Origin of the sequence: Aquitalea sp. (assembly GCF_030150775.1) — a bacterium.
Lineage (GTDB): Bacteria > Pseudomonadota > Gammaproteobacteria > Burkholderiales > Chromobacteriaceae > Aquitalea > Aquitalea denitrificans.
This window is the reverse complement of record NZ_JASLFG010000013.1, coordinates 68,273-85,878: the sequence shown is the minus strand read 5'-3', so window position 1 is coordinate 85,878 and position 17,606 is coordinate 68,273. Positions and strand designations below refer to the sequence as shown.

General features: G+C 54.4%; 18 protein-coding genes. 7 read left to right on the top strand and 11 right to left on the bottom strand.

The genetic code is table 11. The annotated features are described in order from the left end of the window. Position 1: 1 nt before the first annotated feature. From wzx to galE, 11 genes are read right to left on the bottom strand one after another with little or no spacing between them, the layout of a single operon-like run. Entirely contained in the window at positions 2–1,366 is a 1,365-nt protein-coding gene (wzx, locus tag QVF59_RS04610) for an O-unit flippase-like protein (RefSeq protein ID WP_287877646.1), read from the bottom strand. Further along, positions 1,342–2,229: an NAD-dependent epimerase/dehydratase family protein gene (locus QVF59_RS04605; RefSeq protein ID WP_287877644.1), complete on the bottom strand. Its 888-nt coding sequence runs from the start codon at positions 2,227–2,229 to the stop codon at positions 1,342–1,344. The genes wzx and QVF59_RS04605 overlap by 25 nt, the downstream gene beginning before the upstream one ends. Next, positions 2,226–2,762, bottom strand: coding sequence for a dTDP-4-dehydrorhamnose 3,5-epimerase (gene rfbC, locus QVF59_RS04600; RefSeq protein WP_287877642.1), 537 nt, complete (start codon positions 2,760–2,762; stop codon positions 2,226–2,228). Before rfbC (QVF59_RS04600) ends, QVF59_RS04605 begins: the two co-directional genes overlap by 4 nt. 7 nt (positions 2,763–2,769) lie before the next feature. After that, entirely contained in the window at positions 2,770–4,095 is a 1,326-nt protein-coding gene (gene rfbH / locus QVF59_RS04595) for a lipopolysaccharide biosynthesis protein RfbH (protein WP_287877640.1), read from the bottom strand. A gap of 20 nt (positions 4,096–4,115) precedes the next feature. Further along, entirely contained in the window at positions 4,116–5,183 is a 1,068-nt protein-coding gene (gene rfbG, locus QVF59_RS04590) for a CDP-glucose 4,6-dehydratase (RefSeq protein WP_287877638.1), read from the bottom strand. Then, positions 5,180–5,953: a glucose-1-phosphate cytidylyltransferase gene (gene rfbF / locus QVF59_RS04585; RefSeq protein WP_287877636.1), complete on the bottom strand. Its 774-nt coding sequence runs from the start codon at positions 5,951–5,953 to the stop codon at positions 5,180–5,182. The genes rfbG and rfbF overlap by 4 nt, the downstream gene beginning before the upstream one ends. Positions 5,954–5,966: 13 nt before the next feature. Further along, the gene (gene rfbC / locus QVF59_RS04580) at positions 5,967–6,515 is read right to left on the bottom strand and encodes a dTDP-4-dehydrorhamnose 3,5-epimerase (protein ID WP_287877634.1); all 549 of its coding nucleotides are present in this window, start codon (positions 6,513–6,515) and stop codon (positions 5,967–5,969) included. A gap of 15 nt (positions 6,516–6,530) precedes the next feature. Next, a complete protein-coding gene (gene rfbA / locus QVF59_RS04575) occupies positions 6,531–7,400 on the bottom strand; it encodes a glucose-1-phosphate thymidylyltransferase RfbA (RefSeq protein WP_287877632.1) in 870 nt (289 codons plus the stop codon). Between the two features lie 16 nt (positions 7,401–7,416). Next, positions 7,417–8,310, bottom strand: coding sequence for a dTDP-4-dehydrorhamnose reductase (rfbD, locus tag QVF59_RS04570; RefSeq protein WP_287877631.1), 894 nt, complete (start codon positions 8,308–8,310; stop codon positions 7,417–7,419). Beyond that, complete coding sequence (gene rfbB, locus QVF59_RS04565) at positions 8,307–9,371, bottom strand: dTDP-glucose 4,6-dehydratase (RefSeq protein WP_287877630.1); 1,065 nt, start codon at positions 9,369–9,371, stop codon at positions 8,307–8,309. Before rfbB ends, rfbD begins: the two co-directional genes overlap by 4 nt. Positions 9,372–9,416: 45 nt before the next feature. Further along, positions 9,417–10,415: a UDP-glucose 4-epimerase GalE gene (gene galE, locus QVF59_RS04560; RefSeq protein WP_287877629.1), complete on the bottom strand. Its 999-nt coding sequence runs from the start codon at positions 10,413–10,415 to the stop codon at positions 9,417–9,419. A 202-nt stretch (positions 10,416–10,617) separates the two neighbouring features. Here galE and QVF59_RS04555 point away from each other — a divergent pair, with 202 nt between their 5' ends. From QVF59_RS04555 to QVF59_RS04525, 7 genes are all read left to right on the top strand, one after another. Beyond that, positions 10,618–11,718 carry an MraY family glycosyltransferase gene (locus QVF59_RS04555; RefSeq protein ID WP_287877628.1) on the top strand — a complete coding sequence of 367 codons (1,101 nt, stop codon included), beginning with the start codon at positions 10,618–10,620 and terminating at the stop codon, positions 11,716–11,718. A 182-nt stretch (positions 11,719–11,900) separates the two neighbouring features. Next, complete coding sequence (gene groES, locus QVF59_RS04550) at positions 11,901–12,188, top strand: co-chaperone GroES (RefSeq protein ID WP_045846653.1); 288 nt, start codon at positions 11,901–11,903, stop codon at positions 12,186–12,188. Positions 12,189–12,242: 54 nt separating this feature from the next. Then, on the top strand, positions 12,243–13,886 hold the full coding sequence (groL, locus tag QVF59_RS04545) for a chaperonin GroEL (RefSeq protein WP_287877625.1): 1,644 nt from the start codon (positions 12,243–12,245) through the stop codon (positions 13,884–13,886). 129 nt (positions 13,887–14,015) lie between these two features. Then, positions 14,016–14,762: a Nif3-like dinuclear metal center hexameric protein gene (locus QVF59_RS04540; protein ID WP_159874913.1), complete on the top strand. Its 747-nt coding sequence runs from the start codon at positions 14,016–14,018 to the stop codon at positions 14,760–14,762. A gap of 120 nt (positions 14,763–14,882) precedes the next feature. Continuing rightward, positions 14,883–15,467: a ubiquinol-cytochrome c reductase iron-sulfur subunit gene (gene petA / locus QVF59_RS04535; protein WP_159874914.1), complete on the top strand. Its 585-nt coding sequence runs from the start codon at positions 14,883–14,885 to the stop codon at positions 15,465–15,467. Between the two features lie 14 nt (positions 15,468–15,481). Then, the gene (locus QVF59_RS04530) at positions 15,482–16,819 is read left to right on the top strand and encodes a cytochrome b (RefSeq protein ID WP_287877622.1); all 1,338 of its coding nucleotides are present in this window, start codon (positions 15,482–15,484) and stop codon (positions 16,817–16,819) included. A gap of 17 nt (positions 16,820–16,836) precedes the next feature. Next, positions 16,837–17,598 carry a cytochrome c1 gene (locus tag QVF59_RS04525; protein ID WP_287877620.1) on the top strand — a complete coding sequence of 254 codons (762 nt, stop codon included), beginning with the start codon at positions 16,837–16,839 and terminating at the stop codon, positions 17,596–17,598. Positions 17,599–17,606: the final 8 nt, after the last annotated feature.

The following is a 17,606-nucleotide window of genomic DNA, read 5'->3' as shown; positions in this document are numbered from 1 at the left end:
GTTACTGTGTTCTCAAGTATCGATTTACAGTGAGTGGCCATTTCCAATTGTTATACAGAGCCTGAACGATTGCTTGGGAGAGAATTAAGCCGCCAATTCCAAGGGGTGTATAATGTGTACTTAGTACACTTAAAACGATTACGGAACCACCTGAAATAAGGGATGCGTTTACAAAAGGTACTTTATTTAGGGTGGTTAAAAATGTTGCACTAATTGTGTGGTTGAGTTCTAGCAGTAAAGTAATGGCAAGTGTAGTAAGCCATAGCGTGTCCAGTAGATGGGTCTTGCTTTTTATGATGGCTAATGCAGGCGCGCCAAGTAAAATGAGGAAAATGGCACTAGTAGAAAAAGTAGTCCAGCAAAAATATAGAGAATTTTTGTATATTCTAATTGTACTTGCTTTGTCTTTCTTTACGTGCATTGCTGTAATTTGCGGAATTTTTAAGGTAAATGGCAAGCTGGAAAATGTACTGAGCACAGACAGTATTTGTAGGGAAATTCCGTAACTGGCTGCGGTGCTCAATCCCAATGTAGTAGATGCAATCAGCTGATTTGCACGCAATATCATGAATGATCCTAGTTGTACCACTCCTAAACGCCATGTGCTATGCCATAGAAGCTTTATTAAATGATTAATCTGCTCATTGTTGGATTGGTCTGGAGTGCTTTCTGATTTGAAGTGTAAATTGAATTTTGCTCGTATATATATACGGCTTATAATTATGGAGATAAAATTTCCAATAATAATTGCATTTAGTGAAAGATTAAAAACGATCAAAATGCTGCTAATAAGCAGAAATGCGATTTTGTTGATTGAGATGGTCTTGTTGACAATGGATTGATGTCCAGCGCCCTGGAATATTCCATTTAAGTAGGTAAAGTAAAAATTTATCACAATCCCGACACTGTAAAGTGCCCAGGAGAGTAGTGCCTGATCCGTATTGTTTTGAGATTTGGTAGTGAGATAGACGTAATATGAGCCAATACTGAGCAATATTAAGAATGCAAGGAGGGAAATGAATAAATATGTTTTTCTGCAAGCGCAAATCATATCGTGTAGCAGATTTTTATTTAGTATTTCCCCGCTTGTGGTAGGCATTTCTCCCGCGCTGATGTTTTGTGCGCCTGCAAAGATATAGCTAATGTAACGAGTGATAGTGGGCTGGAGGCCAAACTCTAATAGTTGAACTAACGATGTGATTGCCAGAAATGAATACCACAGTCCTAAATCATTACTTCCTAGGAAGTGAAGCATTAGTGGGAGTAGAATCAAGCCGCTCCCGATATTAAGGAATTGGGCGCAATAACCCCATATGATGTCATTGAAGTTGTTGGATTTATTTAGTGCTTTTTCATTCCCTGACATAATATTTTCTTTATTCCTTCTTCCAGGCTGAATTCGCATACCCAGTCAGGTAGATTTCTATAACGCTCCCAAGGTTTCATTACTTCGCGCGGGCGGTAGGGGAGTGCGGAAAATTCAATATTCAATTTTTTCTGGCTGATCTTGCTGTAAATGGCGACAATTTCTTGCAGGTTATGCATCTGTCCACTTGCAACAGTAAATATCCCGGTAAGTTTTCCTGATTGGTTGATAGCTATTTCATAGGCGTTGAGAACGTCATCTATGTAGACAATATCGAGAAGTTGCTGCCCTGGTGACATTTTCAATGTTTTTCCAGTTTCCGCAACTTCTTGTAACAAATGAAACAGTTTTTTTCTTTCGTCGTCAGGACCAAATGTGTCAAATAGTTCAAGGGTGAGGGCCTTGAATTGATGGGCCTCTTGATAGAACTTCAGCATGTCTACAAAGGCTTGTTTACTTGCGGCATATAAATTGACCGGATTGTAATCGCCGTTTTCATAATGCTGCCATGAAGTTCCCGTATTGATAATTTCGGTTAATCCGCATGCATGCATTGCTTCCAGTAAGTGGCAGGGAAACTTGATATTGGAATCAATGAGGTTGCCGATGTCTTCAGGTTTGTGCTGGGTCAGGAATAGTGAGGCTACATGAATGACCAGGCCCGATTCCTTGTCTTTCATACCATCTAGCAGACTATTGAACGTCCCATCATAGAAAATTTTCTCAATGTCAGCAGGCAGGCTGGAAAGTCGGGGGCTCTTTTCTCTAACAACCACGCTAACGGAGTAACCGCGTTCTAACAGTCTGGATAGCAGTTTGCGGCCTATGTATCCTGTGGCCCCTGTCAGGATGATCTTTCTCATTCGTGATTTTGCCTGTATTCGGAAAGAGTTGGGTGTTGCTTGTCTCGTTCGGAAAGAATGGGTTGCTGTATTCCCCAATCAAAGCCAAAGCTATCCCAGCGGATGCCACTGTCAGCGCTAGGGACATGATGCAGATCGGTTTTGTACATCATCATGGATTGATCTTCCAGCGCCAGAAAACCATGTGCAATACCAGGGGGAATAAACAACACTCTTTTATTGTTTCCGGAAAGAATGGTGCTTTGCGCGCGCCCGTAATGTGTACCTTCTCGCAAATCCACCAGTACATCCAGGACAGAACCAGTCAGACAATAGACAATTTTTGCATGGGCATGAGGGTCTGTCTGAAAATGCATGCCACGCAATACGTTCTTGTGTGATACGGAGTAAAACTCTTCATGCAGATTGAAGTCCACTCCCAGGCTATGCATGGTGTCATCATGGAATGTCTTTACAAATTCTCCACGATGATCCGTAAATACTGCTGCTTCCATTAACAGGCAGCCTGGAAGTAGTTCTTCAATGATTTTCATGTGATTCTCAGAAATTCACGCCAATGATGGTTTCAATTTTCTCAACACTGTAGTCCAGCATGTCTTGGGTCAGTGCCGGGTGCACGCCGATCCAGAAGGTGTTGTTCATCACCAGATCGGTATTGGTCAGCTCTCCGCTTACGCGGTATTGCTGGCCGTCCATATACGGTTGGCGGGTCAGGTTGCCGGCAAACAGCAGACGGGTGCCTACACGGTGCTGGTCGAGGTATTGCAGGACATCGACACGGCTGATGCCACTTTCCGGACGGATGGTAATCGGGAAGCCAAACCAGGACGGATCGCTGTTTTCGGTGGCTTCCGGCAGGATCAGGAATTCGCTACAACTTTGCAGGGCATTGCTCAGGTAACGGAAGTTGTCCTTGCGGGCCTGGATGAAGTTTTCCACCTTGTCCAGCTGGGCCAGGGCACAGGCAGCTTGCATGTCGGTGATTTTCAGGTTGTAGCCCAGGTGACTGTAGGTGTACTTGTGGTCATAGCCTGCCGGCAGGCTGCCCAGTTGCCAGCCAAAACGTTTGCCGCAGGTATTGTCGCAGCCCGGTGCGCAATAGCAGTCACGGCCCCAGTCGCGGAAGGATTCGATGATTTTCTTCAGTTCGGTATTGTTGGTGAATACCGCACCGCCTTCACCCATGGTGATGTGGTGTGCCGGGTAGAAACTGAGTGTGCCGATATCGCCAAAGGTGCCGACCAGTTTGCCGTCATAGGTACTGCCCAGTGCATCGCAGCAGTCTTCGATCAGCCACAGGCCGTATTTGTCGCACAGCTCGCGGATCACCTTGAGGTTGTACGGATTACCCAGCGTGTGGGCCAGCATGATGGCCTTGGTCTTGCTGGTGATGGCGGCTTCAATCAGCTCGGGCTTGATGTTGTAGGTCGGGATATCGACATCGACAAACACCGGGACTGCGCCGAATTGCAAAATGGGATTGACCGTGGTGGGGAAGCCGGCAGCAACACCGATGACTTCGTCACCTTTACGGATGGCACGCTCGCCCAGCTTGGGAGAGGTCAATGCCGAGAAGGCAAGCAGGTTGGCCGACGAACCGGAGTTGGTGGTCAGCAGGTGGCGCACTCCCAGAAAAGCCGCCAGGCGTTTTTCGAACATGTCGTTGAAACGGCCGGTGGTCAGCCAGCCATCCAGCGAGGCCTCCACCATGTTTTTCAGTTCCGCGCCATCAATGACTTTGCCGGATGGGGGAATGACAGTCTTGCCTGCTTCAAACGGGCGGGGGGCCATGGCAATGGCTGCGTATTCATCAACCAGTTGGGCAATCTGCTGGCGAAGTTGTTGGGCTTTGTCTTGTGTGTTCATTAATGCTGTCCCTTGGCGGGCTAGGCCTCAAAGGCCTTGATTTGTTGAATGGTGATGTCTTGCATATCGGCCCCGGCCAGGTGTGCCTGATGCCAGCTGCAGATGTGCTCGAGTGCGGTATGCAGTGTCCAGCGTGGTTGCCAGTCAAGTCGGGTTTGTGCCTTGCTGCAATCCAGACGCAGATAATGGGCTTCGTGCAGGTCTGCACCGGCAGGGTCGATCTGGTAACTGGCACCCTGGCCCCAGATCCGGGTGAGGGTATCCACAATCCAGGCCACCGGCTGGGCATCTTGCGGGCGTGGGCCAAAATTCCAGCCTTCGGCAAATTCGCTGCCGGAGCTGAACAGCTGCTCTGCCAGGAGCAAATAGCCTGACAGGGGCTCCAGCACGTGCTGCCATGGGCGGATGGCATGCGGGCTGCGTATCTGTACAGGCTTGGCCTGTTCGATGGAGCGCATGATATCGGGAATCAGCCGGTCTTCCGCCCAGTCGCCACCGCCAATGACATTGCCGGCACGGGCACTTGCCAGGGCTACGCCATGGCGTTGATAGTCGGCCGGGTTGAAGTAGGAATTGCGATAGGCACTGGTAACCAGTTCGGCACAGCCTTTGCTGTTGCTGTAAGGGTCGTAACCTCCCATTGCCTCGTTTTCGCGATAGCCCCACAGCCATTCGCGGTTTTCGTAACACTTGTCGCTGGTGACATTGACTACGGCATGTACGCTCGGGGTTTGCCGAATGGCTTCCAGCAGATACACCACCCCCATGACGTTGGTGGAGTAGGTTTCGACCGGATTGGCATAGGAGTAGCGCACCAGCGGTTGGGCTGCCATGTGGATGACGATGTCGGGCTGCGCAGCCTGCATGGCCTGCATGAGCTTGGCCGGGTCGCGGATGTCGCCGATGATCGAGGTCATGCCTGCGGCAACCCCTGCGGTTTCAAACAGGTTCGGTGTGGTAGCCGGTGCCAGCGCATAGCCGGTGAGCTCTGCGCCCAACTGTTGCAACCACAGCGACAACCAGCTTCCCTTGAAGCCGGTGTGACCGGTCAGAAAAACCCGCTTGCCTTGCCAGAACTCACGCTTCATTCCCATACCTTCCATGGCGCATGACCGCTTTGCCATAGTTCTTCCAGATGGTTCTTGTCGCGCAGGGTATCCATGGGTTGCCAGAACCCTTCGTGACGGAAGGCGGACAATTGCTGCTTGCTGGCCAGTTGTTCCAGCGGTTCGCGTTCCCAGATGGTGGCATCGTTATCAATAAAGTCGATCACCTTGGGCGACAGGACAAAAAAGCCCCCGTTGATCATGCCACCATCGCCTTTGGGCTTTTCCTTGAAGGTGGTGACTTTGTCGGCCTGGATGTCCAGGGCACCGAAGCGACCGGGCGGGTAGGTCGCAGTCAGGGTGGCCAGCGTGCCTTGCTGCTGGTGGAATTTCACTAGCGCGCCAATGTCGACATCACCGACGCCATCACCATAGGTAAAGCAGAATGCTTCTTCATCTTGCAGGTATTTGCGGACGCGTTTCAGGCGGCCACCAGTCATGGTTTCTTCACCGGTATCCACCAGGGTGACTCGCCATGGTTCGGCGTAGCGCTGGTGGACTTCCATGCTGTTGCTGGACATGTCGAAAGTGACATCGGACATGTGCAGGAAGTAGTTGGCAAAGTATTCCTTGATGACATAGCCCTTGTAACCGCAGCAGATCACGAAATCGTTGATCCCGTGATGGGAGTAGATTTTCATGATGTGCCACAGGATGGGTTTGCCACCGATTTCAACCATGGGTTTGGGGCGGACCGATGTCTCTTCGCTGATCCGGGTACCCAGCCCGCCTGCCAGAATGACTGCTTTCATGATGTGGTTCCGTTCAATCAAAAAGCTGCGCGGTGTTGAAGGCGCAGGCTTGCATGTCTTTGCCCGACAGGGAAGGTGTGCTGTCCAGCATCCAGTCGATGTCTAACTCGGCATCGTTCCAGATGATGCTGCGCTCATGGTCCGGGGAATAGTAGTTGGTGGTCTTGTACAGAAACTCGGCATGCTCGGACACAGTGACAAAACCGTGGGCAAAACCTTCTGGAATCCACAGCTGACGTTTGTTGTCAGCGGACAGCATTACACCCACCCATTGACCGAATGTGGGCGAGCTGCGGCGGATATCCACCGCGATGTCATACACTTCGCCCAAGGTGCAGCGCACCAGCTTGCCTTGGGCAAACGGAGGCAACTGGTAGTGCAGGCCGCGCAGCACACCCTTGCCGGAACGGCTGTGGTTGTCCTGGACAAATTCAACCTTGCGGCCGATGGCCTCTTCAAAGCGCTTCTGGTTGAAACTTTCGAAGAAAAAACCACGGTCGTCGCCGAATACGGCGGGTTCAATGATTTTGACGTCCGCCATGGCGGTATCGATGATTTTCATGAATGGCTAGCTTTCTTACTTCAGCAGCTGCAGCAGGTATTGCCCGTAGGCATTTTTCTTCAGCGGTTGGGCCAGCTGTTCCAGTCGGCCTGCGTCAATCCATTGCTGTACATAGGCAATCTCTTCCAGACAGGCCACTTTCAGGCCCTGGCGGTTTTCCACTGTGGCAATGAACTGGCTCGCTTCCAGCATGGATTCGTGGGTGCCGGTATCCAGCCAGGCATAGCCACGCCCCATGGTCTGCACATCCAGCTGGCCTTGTTGCAGGTAGTGGTTGTTGACATCGGTGATTTCCAGCTCGCCGCGCGGTGAGGGGCGGATGGACTTGGCGATGTCGACGACCTGATTGTCGTAGAAGTACAGACCGGTGACGGCATAGTTGGATTTGGGTGCGGCCGGTTTTTCCTCGATGGACAAGGCCTTGCCTTGGGCATCGAATTCCACCACGCCGTAGCGCTCCGGGTCCTGTACGTGGTAGGCAAACACACTGGCACCTTGCTGCTTGGCGTTGGCCGCTTTCAGCAGTTTGGGGAAATCATGGCCGTGGAAGATGTTGTCACCCAGCACCAGTGCCGAGGGTGCACCTGCCAGGAAGTCTTCACCAATGATGAAAGCCTGTGCCAGGCCATCCGGACTGGGTTGTACCGCATATTGCAGGCTGATACCCCACTGGCTGCCATCGCCCAGCAACTGTTCGAAGCGCGGGGTGTCCTGCGGGGTGGAGATGATCAGGATGTCGCGAATCCCGGCCAGCATCAGTGTGCTGAGCGGGTAGTAGATCATCGGCTTGTCGTAGATGGGCAGCAATTGTTTGCTGACTGCCAGTGTGGCGGGGTACAGGCGGGTGCCGCTGCCTCCCGCCAGGATGATGCCTTTACGTTTCATCTGCTTGCGTCCTGCATCAGGAATTGAAGATCTGCTGGAACACCTGTTCCACGCCGCTCTGCCATGCTGGCATGTTCAGGCCGAACGCGCCCTGGATTTTACTGCAATTTAGCCTGGAGTTGCCGGGGCGTTTCGCCGGGGTCGGGTAGGCGCTGCCGGGAATGGCATGCAGGTTTTCCGGCTTCAGCTGCAGTGCGACACCGTAACGTTCTGCCAGTGCAAGCAGGTATGCGGTATAGCCATGCCAGCTGGTGCTGCCGCTGCTGGTCAGGTGATAGGTACCGAGCAGCTGCTTGTCCTGGTTGGTTTGCCATTGTTTGATGATGTGGGCGGTCACATCGGCAATCAGCGCAGCGGGTGTGGGCGCGCCAATCTGGTCGGCCACCACATTCAGGCTGTCGCGTTCGCGCGCCAGGCGCATGATGGTCTTGAGGAAGTTGCCGCCATGTGCGCCCACCACCCAGCTGGTACGCAGGATGATGTGGTTGGCACCACTGGCACGGATGGCCTGTTCACCCCGGTATTTGCTCAAGCCATATACCGACTGCGGGTTGGTGGCATCGTCTTCCGCATAAGGCGTGGCCTTGTCACCATCAAACACATAGTCGGTGGAGTAGTGCAGCAGCAGTGCATTTTTTGCCGCGGCCCAGTCGGCCATCGCGGCCGGTGCGGCAGCATTCACGGCATGGGCCAGTTCGGCGTCACTCTCGGCCTTGTCCACGGCGGTGTAGGCTGCCGGGTTGACGATGATGTCCGGCTGGTATTGGTCCAGCACCGCGTCAATGTCAGCCGGGCGGGACAGGTCCAGTTGCTGGCGATCCAGGCAGATGCACTCGCCCAGCATGGCCAGCGAGCGGCGCAGCTCGAAGCCCAGCTGGCCATTGATGCCGGTAATCAGGATGCGGCTCATGCCTTGTTCCCGTAGTGTTGTTCCAGCCATTGGCGATAATTGCCGCTGGTGACGTTGCTAACCCAGTCCTGATTGTCCAGGTACCACTCTACGGTCTTGCGGATGCCGCTTTCAAAGGTTTCTGCCGGTTTCCAGCCCAGCTCGCGTTCCAGCTTGCGTGCATCAATTGCATAGCGGCGGTCGTGGCCGGGGCGGTCCTGCACATAGGTGATCTGCTCGGCATAGCCTGTGCCATCAGCCTTGGGGCGCAGCGTATCCAGAATGGTGCAGATGGTGTGTACCACATCCAGATTGGCTTTTTCGTTCCAGCCGCCAACATTATATGTTTCACCCAGGCGACCTTGCGCCAGCACGGTGCGGATGGCGCTGCAATGGTCTTTCACATACAGCCAGTCGCGAATTTGCTGGCCGTCACCGTAAATGGGCAAGGGCTTGCCTGCCAGCGCATTCAGGATGACCAGCGGAATCAGCTTTTCCGGGAAATGATAGGGGCCGTAGTTGTTGCTGCAGTTGGTGGTGAGGACGGGCAGGCCGTAAGTATGGTGCCAGGCACGTACCAGGTGGTCCGACGCGGCTTTGCTGGCCGAGTAGGGACTGTTGGGTTCGTAACGATTGGTCTCGCTGAACGGGGCGTCAGTAGCAGACAGCGTGCCGTACACCTCGTCGGTGGACACGTGCAGGAAGCGGAAAGCTGCCTTGGCTTCGCCTTCCAGGGCATTCCAGTAAGCCCGCACGGCTTCGAGCAGATTGAAGGTGCCTACCACATTGGTCTGGATGAAGTCACCCGGGCCGTGGATGGAGCGATCTACATGGCTTTCTGCTGCAAAGTTGATCACCGCGCGCACCTGATGTTCCTGCAACAGGTGGCTGACCAGTTCCCGATCGCCGATATCACCTTGGACAAACAGATGGCGCGGATCGCTCTCCAGGCTGGCCAGGGTTTGCAGATTGCCGGCATAGGTCAGCTTGTCGAGGTTGATGACTGCTTCATCATTGCCATTCAGCCAGTCGAGAACAAAGTTGGCTCCGATGAAGCCGGCACCGCCTGTGACGAGGATCATGTTTTATCTCTATCTGGATAGGTAAGGTTTCTTGCAGGCTGCGACTCAACGGTAGCCATTCGGGTTTTGCTGCTGCCAGCGCCAGGTGTCGCGGCACATGTCTTCCAGGCTGCGGTTTGCCCTCCAGCCCAGGCGTTGTGTTGCTTGCTCAGGAGATGCCCAGTACTCGGCAATATCACCGGCACGGCGCGGTGATACCTGATAGGGGACGTCCTGGCCGGTGCTGTTGATGAAGGCATTCACCATGTCCAGTACCGAATAGCCTTTGCCAGTACCGAGATTGACCGTGAGCGAACCATTGTTCAGGGCTTCCAGTGCCTTGACATGGCCTTTCGCCAGGTCAACTACATGAATGTAGTCGCGGATGCCAGTACCGTCCGGGGTGGGATAGTCATTTCCAAAGACATTCAGTTTGGGTAATTTGCCGATAGCCACCTGGGAAATGAATGGCATCAGGTTGTTGGGAATGCCATTCGGGTCTTCGCCGATCAGGCCGCTTTCATGCGCACCTACCGGGTTGAAATAGCGCAAAATGGCAATGCGCCAGTCTGGGTCAGACTGTTCCAGATCTCGCAGCATGTCTTCAACCATCAGTTTGCTACGGCCATAGGGCTGCATCGGATTGAGCGGGAAGTGTTCTTGTACCGGAACGCTATCGGGAATGCCGTAGACGGTTGCGGTTGAGCTGAAGATGAACTGTCTGCAGCCATGCTGTTGCATGGCTTGCAGCAGGCTGAGCGTGCCGTAGACATTGTTGTCGTAGTAGCGCAGCGGATCGGCTACGGACTCTCCTACGGCCTTAAGTCCGGCAAAGTGCATTACCGCCTTGATGGGGAAGGAAAAAGCCTGCGCCAGCGTCGCCGGGTCGCGGACGTCGCCATGAATAAAGTGCAGCTTTTTCCCGGTCAGTGTTTCAATGCGCCGCAGTGCGGTTTCATGACTGTTGCACAAATTATCCAATACGATTATTTCATGGCCGGAGTTAAGTAGTTCTACGCAGGTATGCGAACCAATATAGCCGGCACCACCAGTAACCAATATCATTTATCAATTCCAATAATAAGTAAGTAATTTTTGCTTGGCAGGTGGCCATGATAAAGTAGCCGGCACGTTGGCAAGTGCAGAGTGCCCACCTGCAAGGCCAGCATTATAAGACAAATTTAACCGGTTTCTCGTTGTACAGTCTTGGGACTGTTACGGTAGATCCGTATTTTTCGTTCCACCCCCATTCAAGCCGTGATGCCACATGTTGCAGATTCTCTTGCTCGCACTGATTGCTTCTTTTACTACCGGGCTGTTGCTGATTCGGTATGCGCACTTGCACGCACGTTTTTCTACCGATGGTGACGTCACCAGCGTGCAGAAATTCCATGCCACACCGGTGCCCCGCATTGGTGGCCTGCCCATCATGTTGGGGCTGGTGGCGGGCTGTGCGCTTTCCGGCTATCTGAATACTTCGGTATGGGTGCTGTTGCTGCTGCTATCGGCCTTCCCGGCATTTGCCGCTGGCTTTGTTGAGGATCTCACCAAGAAAATCGGTCCCTTGCCACGTTTGCTGGCTACGTTTGTGGCGGCTGCATTGGGATATTTCCTGCTGGGTGCAGGGCTGGCGCGGTTGGCCATTCCGGGGCTGGATCACTTGCTGGCTTCCTATTGGTGGCTGTCCTTGTTGCTGACCATGGTGGCGGTGGGCGGGGTTGCCCATGCGGTCAACATCATCGACGGCTATAACGGCCTGTCCGGCATGGTGGCAGTGTTCATCTTCCTCTCCATCATCTATGTGTGTTTCAAGGTGCATGACATCGTGTTGATGAGCGTATGCTTTGCCATGGTTGGCGCGGTGTTGGGTTTCCTGTTCTGGAACTTCCCGCGCGGGCTGATTTTTGCCGGTGATGGCGGGGCCTATCTGATTGGTTTCATGATTGCCGAAATGTCGGTGCTACTGGTGGCACGCAACCCGGCGGTATCGCCGTGGTTTCCCTTGCTGTGTGTGATCTACCCGGTGTTTGAAACCATCTTTTCCATTTATCGCCGCAAGTTTCTGCAGGGCCGGGCTGTGGGCTATCCGGATGCTTTGCATCTGCACCAGATGATTTACAAGCGCATGGTGTTGTGGATGGTGGGCTCCAAGGAGGCACGTCATCTTACCCAGCGCAACAGCATGACCTCTCCCTATCTATGGTTACTGACTTCCTTTTCGGTGATTCCGGCCATGCTGTTCTGGAACCATACCTGGGTATTGATGCTGTTCTGCCTGTTGTTTGTGCTGCTCTATCTCCGTCTTTACCGCATGATCGTGCGCTTCAAGATCCCGCGCTGGCTGGTGCTGCGCCGCGACGATTCCTGACTTCTCCTGCCGGTTTTGCCTGCCTGTAGGGGCAGGCAAAATTTCGGGCAGCCCACTTGAAACATGTGCAGGCCGTCCCTATTATTAGCACTCGTCAGGGGTGAGTGCTAAAACCCGCCCCGCGCTGCCATTCTGGCAGTACATATTGCATTCAACAGCCACTTTGTATTTAGGAGAGATCAATGGCAATTCGTCCGCTGCACGATCGTGTTGTTATCAAGCGCCTTGAGGCTGAAGAAAAGACTGCTTCCGGCATCGTTCTGCCGGGTGCCGCCGCTGAAAAGCCCGATATGGGCGAGGTGCTGGCTGTCGGTAACGGCAAGGTTCTGGACAATGGCGAGCGCCGTCCGCTGGAACTGAAGGTTGGCGATAAGGTCATCTTCGGCAAGTACTCCGGCCAGTCCGTCAAGGTTGATGGCGAAGAAGTCCTCGTAATGCGCGAGGAAGATGTAATGGGTATCGTCGAGTAATTCCGACCCATACACCCTTCTACGACCCTTTCATAGAATTCTGGAGATTTGAGCATGGCTGCAAAAGACGTAAAGTTCGGTGATTCCGCACGCGCCAAGATGGTGGTTGGTGTCAACATTCTGGCTGACGCCGTCAAGGTTACCCTGGGCCCGAAAGGCCGCAATGTGGTACTGGACCGCTCCTTCGGTGCGCCGACCATCACCAAGGATGGTGTTTCCGTGGCCAAGGAAATCGAACTGAAAGACAAGTTCGAAAACATGGGCGCACAAATGGTGAAGGAAGTGGCCTCCAAGACTTCCGACGTGGCCGGCGACGGTACCACCACTGCTACCGTACTGGCCCAGGCCATCGTTCAAGAAGGCATGAAGTATGTTGCTGCCGGCATGAACCCGATGGACCTGAAGCGCGGCATCGACAAGGCTGTTATTTCCCTGGTTGGTGAAATTGCCAAGATCGCCAAGCCATGTGCCACCACCAAGGAAATCGCCCAGGTTGGCTCCATCTCCGCCAACTCCGATTCCGATATCGGTGAAATCATCGCCACCGCCATGGAAAAAGTGGGCAAGGAAGGCGTGATTACCGTTGAAGACGGCAAGAGCCTGAACAACGAACTGGACGTGGTAGAAGGCATGCAGTTTGACCGCGGCTATCTGTCCCCGTACTTCATCAACAACCAGGACAAGCAGATTGCCGCTCTGGACAATCCGTTCGTCCTGCTGTTCGACAAGAAAGTCTCCAACATCCGCGACCTGCTGCCGGTACTGGAGCAAGTGGCCAAGTCCGGCCGTCCGCTGCTGATCATCGCCGAAGACGTTGAGGGCGAAGCGCTGGCTACCCTGGTGGTCAACACCATCCGTGGCATCCTGAAGGTGGTCGCTGTCAAGGCTCCGGGCTTTGGCGACCGTCGCAAGGCCATGCTGCAGGATATCGCCATCCTGACCGGCGGTACCGTGATTGCCGAAGAACTGGGCTTGACCCTGGAAAAAGCCACTCTGGACATGCTGGGCCAAGCCAAGCGTATCGAAGTGGGCAAAGAAAACACCATCATCATTGACGGCGCTGGTCAGGCTGATGCCATCCAGGCTCGCGTTGGTGAAATCCGTCGCCAGATCGAAGAAGCTTCTTCCGACTACGACCGTGAAAAACTGCAAGAACGCGTGGCCAAGCTGGCTGGCGGTGTTGCCGTGATCAAGGTTGGTGCAGCCACCGAAGTGGAAATGAAAGAGAAGAAGGCTCGCGTTGAAGACGCGCTGCACGCTACCCGCGCCGCTGTAGAAGAAGGCGTTGTGGCTGGTGGTGGCGTAGCTCTGCTGCGTGCCCGCTCCACTCTGGACAGCCTGAAGACTGACAATGTCGATCAGGACGCTGGTGTGAAGATCGTACTGAAAGCCATCGAAGCCCCGCTGCGTCAGATCGTCAAGAACGCTGGTGACGAGCCGTCCGTAGTCGTGAACAAGGTGCTGGAAGGCAAGGGTAACTTCGGTTACAACGCTGCCACCGGCGAATACGGCGACATGCTGGAAATGGGCGTGCTGGATCCGGCCAAGGTAACCCGCTCCGCGCTGCAACATGCTGCTTCCGTTGCCGGCTTGATGCTGACTACCGATTGCATGATCGCCGAACTGCCGGAAGACAAGCCGGCTGCTGGCGGCATGCCGGACATGGGCGGCATGGGCGGCATGGGCGGCATGATGTAAGCTGCTTCGGCTTCTCGCTGAACCTGAAAACCCCGCACTTGTGCGGGGTTTTTGTTTTTCTGCGCGATGGCGGGTAGCAGCCGGCTTCTCTGGCACAATAGGCGGCAGCTCATTTCGCAAGGATGCATCATGCAATTACAGCAAGTACTGGCCAGCCTGGATGAGTGGCTGGAACCATGGCGTTACAAGGACTATGCCCCCAACGGCTTGCAGGTGGAGGGCCGGGCAGAAATTCAGCGCATCGTCTGTGGCGTGACTGCTTCGCAGGCATTGATTGATGAGGCAATCACCCGTCAGGCAGATGCCATCCTGGTGCATCACGGCTACTTCTGGAAAGGTGAGGATGCCCGACTGGTTGGGATGAAACGCGCACGTGTGGCCAAATTGTTGCAGCATGATATCAGCCTGATTGCCTATCACCTGCCGCTGGATGCGCATCTGGAACTGGGAAACAATGCCCGGCTGGCCGCAATGCTCGGTCTGGAGGTCGCCGGGCAGACTGGTGAACAGGGCTTGCTATGGCATGGGCATTGGCCGCAAGCAGGTACGGCGCGGTCCTTTGCCGATCATATTGGCAGGGTGCTGGGGCGCGATGCCTTGCTATTGGGCGATGAAAATCAAAGGGTAAGCCGTGTTGCCTGGTGCACCGGTGGCGCGCAGGCTTTCTTTGAAGAGGCCATCGGCCTGGGTGTAAATGCCTTTGTAACAGGTGAAGTATCCGAACAGTGTTTCCATCTGGCTGCCGAATATGGCGTTGCCTTTATCGCGGCGGGACACCATGCGACTGAACGTTATGGTATCGCGGCGCTGGGCGAGAAGCTTTCTCATTTGCACGGCATAAGTGTTGAATTTGTCGATCTTTTCAATCCTGTTTAGACAAAACTACCCGACCTGGCTCAATTTATTTGCATAGGCGCTTCATGTCCCTACTGGTAATCAGGTAAAATCGCCTGGTTTGAAGTTTAAGCTCGGTTTCCACGTTTGAGGATGACTGTAATGAGTGAACAACAAGTCGATACGGGGCGCCGTCGGTTTCTGACGGTAGCAACCAGCGCTGTTGGGGGTGTGGCTGTTGCCGGGGTGGCGACGCCGTTTCTGATGAGTTTCTTCCCGTCTGAACGGGCAAAGGCCGCTGGTGCACCGGTTGAGGTGGATATCAGCAAGCTGGAGCCGGGCCAGAAGATCAACGTCGAGTGGCGCGGCAAGCCGGTATGGCTGCTGTCCCGCACCAAGCAGCAGCTTGCCGATCTGCCGAAGAACGACCCCAAGCTGGTGGACCCCAAGTCCGAAGTAGAGCAACAACCCAAGTACTGCCAGAACGAAGCCCGCTCCATCAAGCCGGAGCTGCTGGTTGCCGTGGGCATCTGTACCCATTTGGGCTGTTCGCCGACTTTCCGTCCTGATCTGGCTCCTGCCGATCTGGGTCCGGAATGGCTGGGTGGTTTCTACTGCCCGTGCCACGGTTCCAAGTTCGACCTGGCTGCCCGCGTGTTCAAGGGTGTGCCGGCTCCGAAGAACCTGGAAATTCCGCCGCATAAGTATCTGTCCGATACCCGCCTGCTGATTGGCGACGACAAATAAGCTGAGGGGGAAAAATGAGCAAAGGACAAAAGCTGCTGAACTGGATTGACGACCGCTTTCCGCTGTCGTCGATGCTGAAAGAGCACGTTACCGAGTATTACGCACCGAAGAACTTCAACTTCTGGTATTTCTTCGGCTCGCTGGCCATGCTGGTTCTGGTCATCCAGATCGTCACCGGCATCTTCCTCACCATGAACTACAAACCGGATGGCACGCTGAACGGTGCCGGCATTCCGGTGGCCTTCGCTTCGGTGGAATACATCATGCGTGATGTGGCAGGTGGCTGGATCATCCGCTACATGCACTCCACTGGTGCCTCCATGTTCTTCGTGGTGGTTTACCTGCACATGTTCCGTGGCCTGATCTACGGTTCGTACAAGCAACCGCGCGAGCTGGTGTGGGTGTTTGGCTGCCTGATCTTCCTGTGCCTGATGGCTGAAGCCTTCATGGGTTATCTGCTGCCCTGGGGCCAGATGTCCTTCTGGGGTGCGCAGGTGATTGTGAACCTGTTCGGTTCCATCCCTGTCATCGGCCCGGACCTGTCGGTGTGGATTCGTGGTGACTTCGTGGTGTCCGATGCCACGCTGAACCGCTTCTTCGCCCTGCACGTGATTGCCGTTCCATTGGTGCTGTTGGCACTGGTGGTGGCCCACCTGATCGCACTGCACGAAGTGGGTTCCAACAACCCGGATGGCGTGGAAATCAAGAAATTGAAGGACGAAAAGGGCATCCCGCTGGATGGCATTCCTTTCCATCCGTACTACACCGTGAAGGATATCTTCGGTGTGGCCGTATTCCTGATCGTATTCTCCATCATCGTGTTCTTCCTGCCGGAAATGGGTGGCTACTTCCTGGAGCACCCGAACTTCGACCAGGCTGACCCGCTGAAGACGCCGCCGCACATCGCGCCGGTATGGTACTTCACCCCGTTCTACGCCATTCTGCGTGCCATTCCGTCCTTCCTGGGTACCCAGGTTTGGGGTGTGATCGGCATGGGTGCTGCCGTGGTGGTGATTGCCTTCCTGCCGTGGCTGGATCGTTCCCCGATCAAGTCCATCCGTTATCGCGGTCCCAAGTTCAAGTTCATGCTGGTGTTGTTCATCATCGCCTTCATCGGCCTGGGCATGCTGGGTGCCATGCCGCCGACGGCTGGCCGTACCCTGATCTCGCAGATCCTCTCGTTTGTCTACTTTGCCTTCTTCCTGGGCATGCCGTTCTATACCAAGAACGACGTCGGCACCGTACCGGTACCGACCCGCGTGACGGAGACTAATGGCAAGCGCCAGCTGAAGTTCCTGGTACTGGTGGCTGTGACGATCATCGCGGCCTATCTGTTCGGCACCAACGTGTAAGCAAGGGGAAAGGACATATGAAAAGCAAAATCCGCCACCTGATCGCTGCCATGGCGCTGGTGTTGCCGGTAAGCGGCACCGTTCTGGCCAATGAAGGCCCGATGCTGGAAAAGGCCCCGATCGACATTCAGGACACCGAAAGCCTGCAGCGTGGTGCCCAGCTGTTCAGCAACTACTGCCTGTCCTGCCACTCGGCCAGCGCCATGCGCTACAACCGTCTGGAAGACATCGGTCTGACTGAAGAGCAGATCAAGGCCAACCTGCTGCCGGAAGGTGCCAAGATTGGCGATCAGATGAATGTCTCCATGGACAAGAAGGACGCCAAAGTGTGGCTGGGTGCGGCTCCGCCGGACCTGTCGCTGATTGCCCGTTCCCGTGGTGCCGACTATCTGTACGCCTATCTGCGCGGCTTCTACCGCGATCCGACCCGCCCGACCGGCTGGAACAACCTGGTGTTTGATAAGGTTGGCATGCCGCACGTGCTGTGGGAGATGCAGGGCGAGCAGGTTCTGAAAACCGAGAAGAATGCCGAGGGCCACGAAGAGCACAAGCTCGAACTGGTTAAGGCTGGTTCGCTGACCAAGCTGGAAAACGGCAAGGCCAATACGGTTGAGTTTGACAAGCGCATGGCTGACCTGACCAACTATCTGGTCTTTATCGGTGAGCCGGCACAGGTCAAGCGTCATCAGATCGGTTACGTTGTACTGCTGTTCCTGGGCTTGTTGTTGCTGCCGCTGACCTACTTCCTGAAGAAGGAATACTGGAAAGATGTTCACTGATTTAGTGA

Excerpts from the sequence above, each read along its gene's own strand:
- wzx (WP_287877646.1), bottom strand. The coding sequence starts at position 1,366 with ATGTCAGGGAATGAAAAAGCACTAAATAAATCCAACAACTTCAATGAC.
- QVF59_RS04605 (WP_287877644.1), bottom strand. The coding sequence starts at position 2,229 with ATGAGAAAGATCATCCTGACAGGGGCCACAGGATACATAGGCCGCAAA.
- rfbC (WP_287877642.1), bottom strand. The coding sequence starts at position 2,762 with ATGAAAATCATTGAAGAACTACTTCCAGGCTGCCTGTTAATGGAAGCA.
- rfbH (WP_287877640.1), bottom strand. The coding sequence starts at position 4,095 with ATGAACACACAAGACAAAGCCCAACAACTTCGCCAGCAGATTGCCCAA.
- rfbG (WP_287877638.1), bottom strand. The coding sequence starts at position 5,183 with ATGAAGCGTGAGTTCTGGCAAGGCAAGCGGGTTTTTCTGACCGGTCAC.
- rfbF (WP_287877636.1), bottom strand. The coding sequence starts at position 5,953 with ATGAAAGCAGTCATTCTGGCAGGCGGGCTGGGTACCCGGATCAGCGAA.
- rfbC (WP_287877634.1), bottom strand. The coding sequence starts at position 6,515 with ATGAAAATCATCGATACCGCCATGGCGGACGTCAAAATCATTGAACCC.
- rfbA (WP_287877632.1), bottom strand. The coding sequence starts at position 7,400 with ATGAAACGTAAAGGCATCATCCTGGCGGGAGGCAGCGGCACCCGCCTG.
- rfbD (WP_287877631.1), bottom strand. The coding sequence starts at position 8,310 with ATGAGCCGCATCCTGATTACCGGCATCAATGGCCAGCTGGGCTTCGAG.
- rfbB (WP_287877630.1), bottom strand. The coding sequence starts at position 9,371 with ATGATCCTCGTCACAGGCGGTGCCGGCTTCATCGGAGCCAACTTTGTT.
- galE (WP_287877629.1), bottom strand. The coding sequence starts at position 10,415 with ATGATATTGGTTACTGGTGGTGCCGGCTATATTGGTTCGCATACCTGC.
- QVF59_RS04555 (WP_287877628.1), top strand. The coding sequence starts at position 10,618 with ATGTTGCAGATTCTCTTGCTCGCACTGATTGCTTCTTTTACTACCGGG.
- groES (WP_045846653.1), top strand. The coding sequence starts at position 11,901 with ATGGCAATTCGTCCGCTGCACGATCGTGTTGTTATCAAGCGCCTTGAG.
- groL (WP_287877625.1), top strand. The coding sequence starts at position 12,243 with ATGGCTGCAAAAGACGTAAAGTTCGGTGATTCCGCACGCGCCAAGATG.
- QVF59_RS04540 (WP_159874913.1), top strand. The coding sequence starts at position 14,016 with ATGCAATTACAGCAAGTACTGGCCAGCCTGGATGAGTGGCTGGAACCA.
- petA (WP_159874914.1), top strand. The coding sequence starts at position 14,883 with ATGAGTGAACAACAAGTCGATACGGGGCGCCGTCGGTTTCTGACGGTA.
- QVF59_RS04530 (WP_287877622.1), top strand. The coding sequence starts at position 15,482 with ATGAGCAAAGGACAAAAGCTGCTGAACTGGATTGACGACCGCTTTCCG.
- QVF59_RS04525 (WP_287877620.1), top strand. The coding sequence starts at position 16,837 with ATGAAAAGCAAAATCCGCCACCTGATCGCTGCCATGGCGCTGGTGTTG.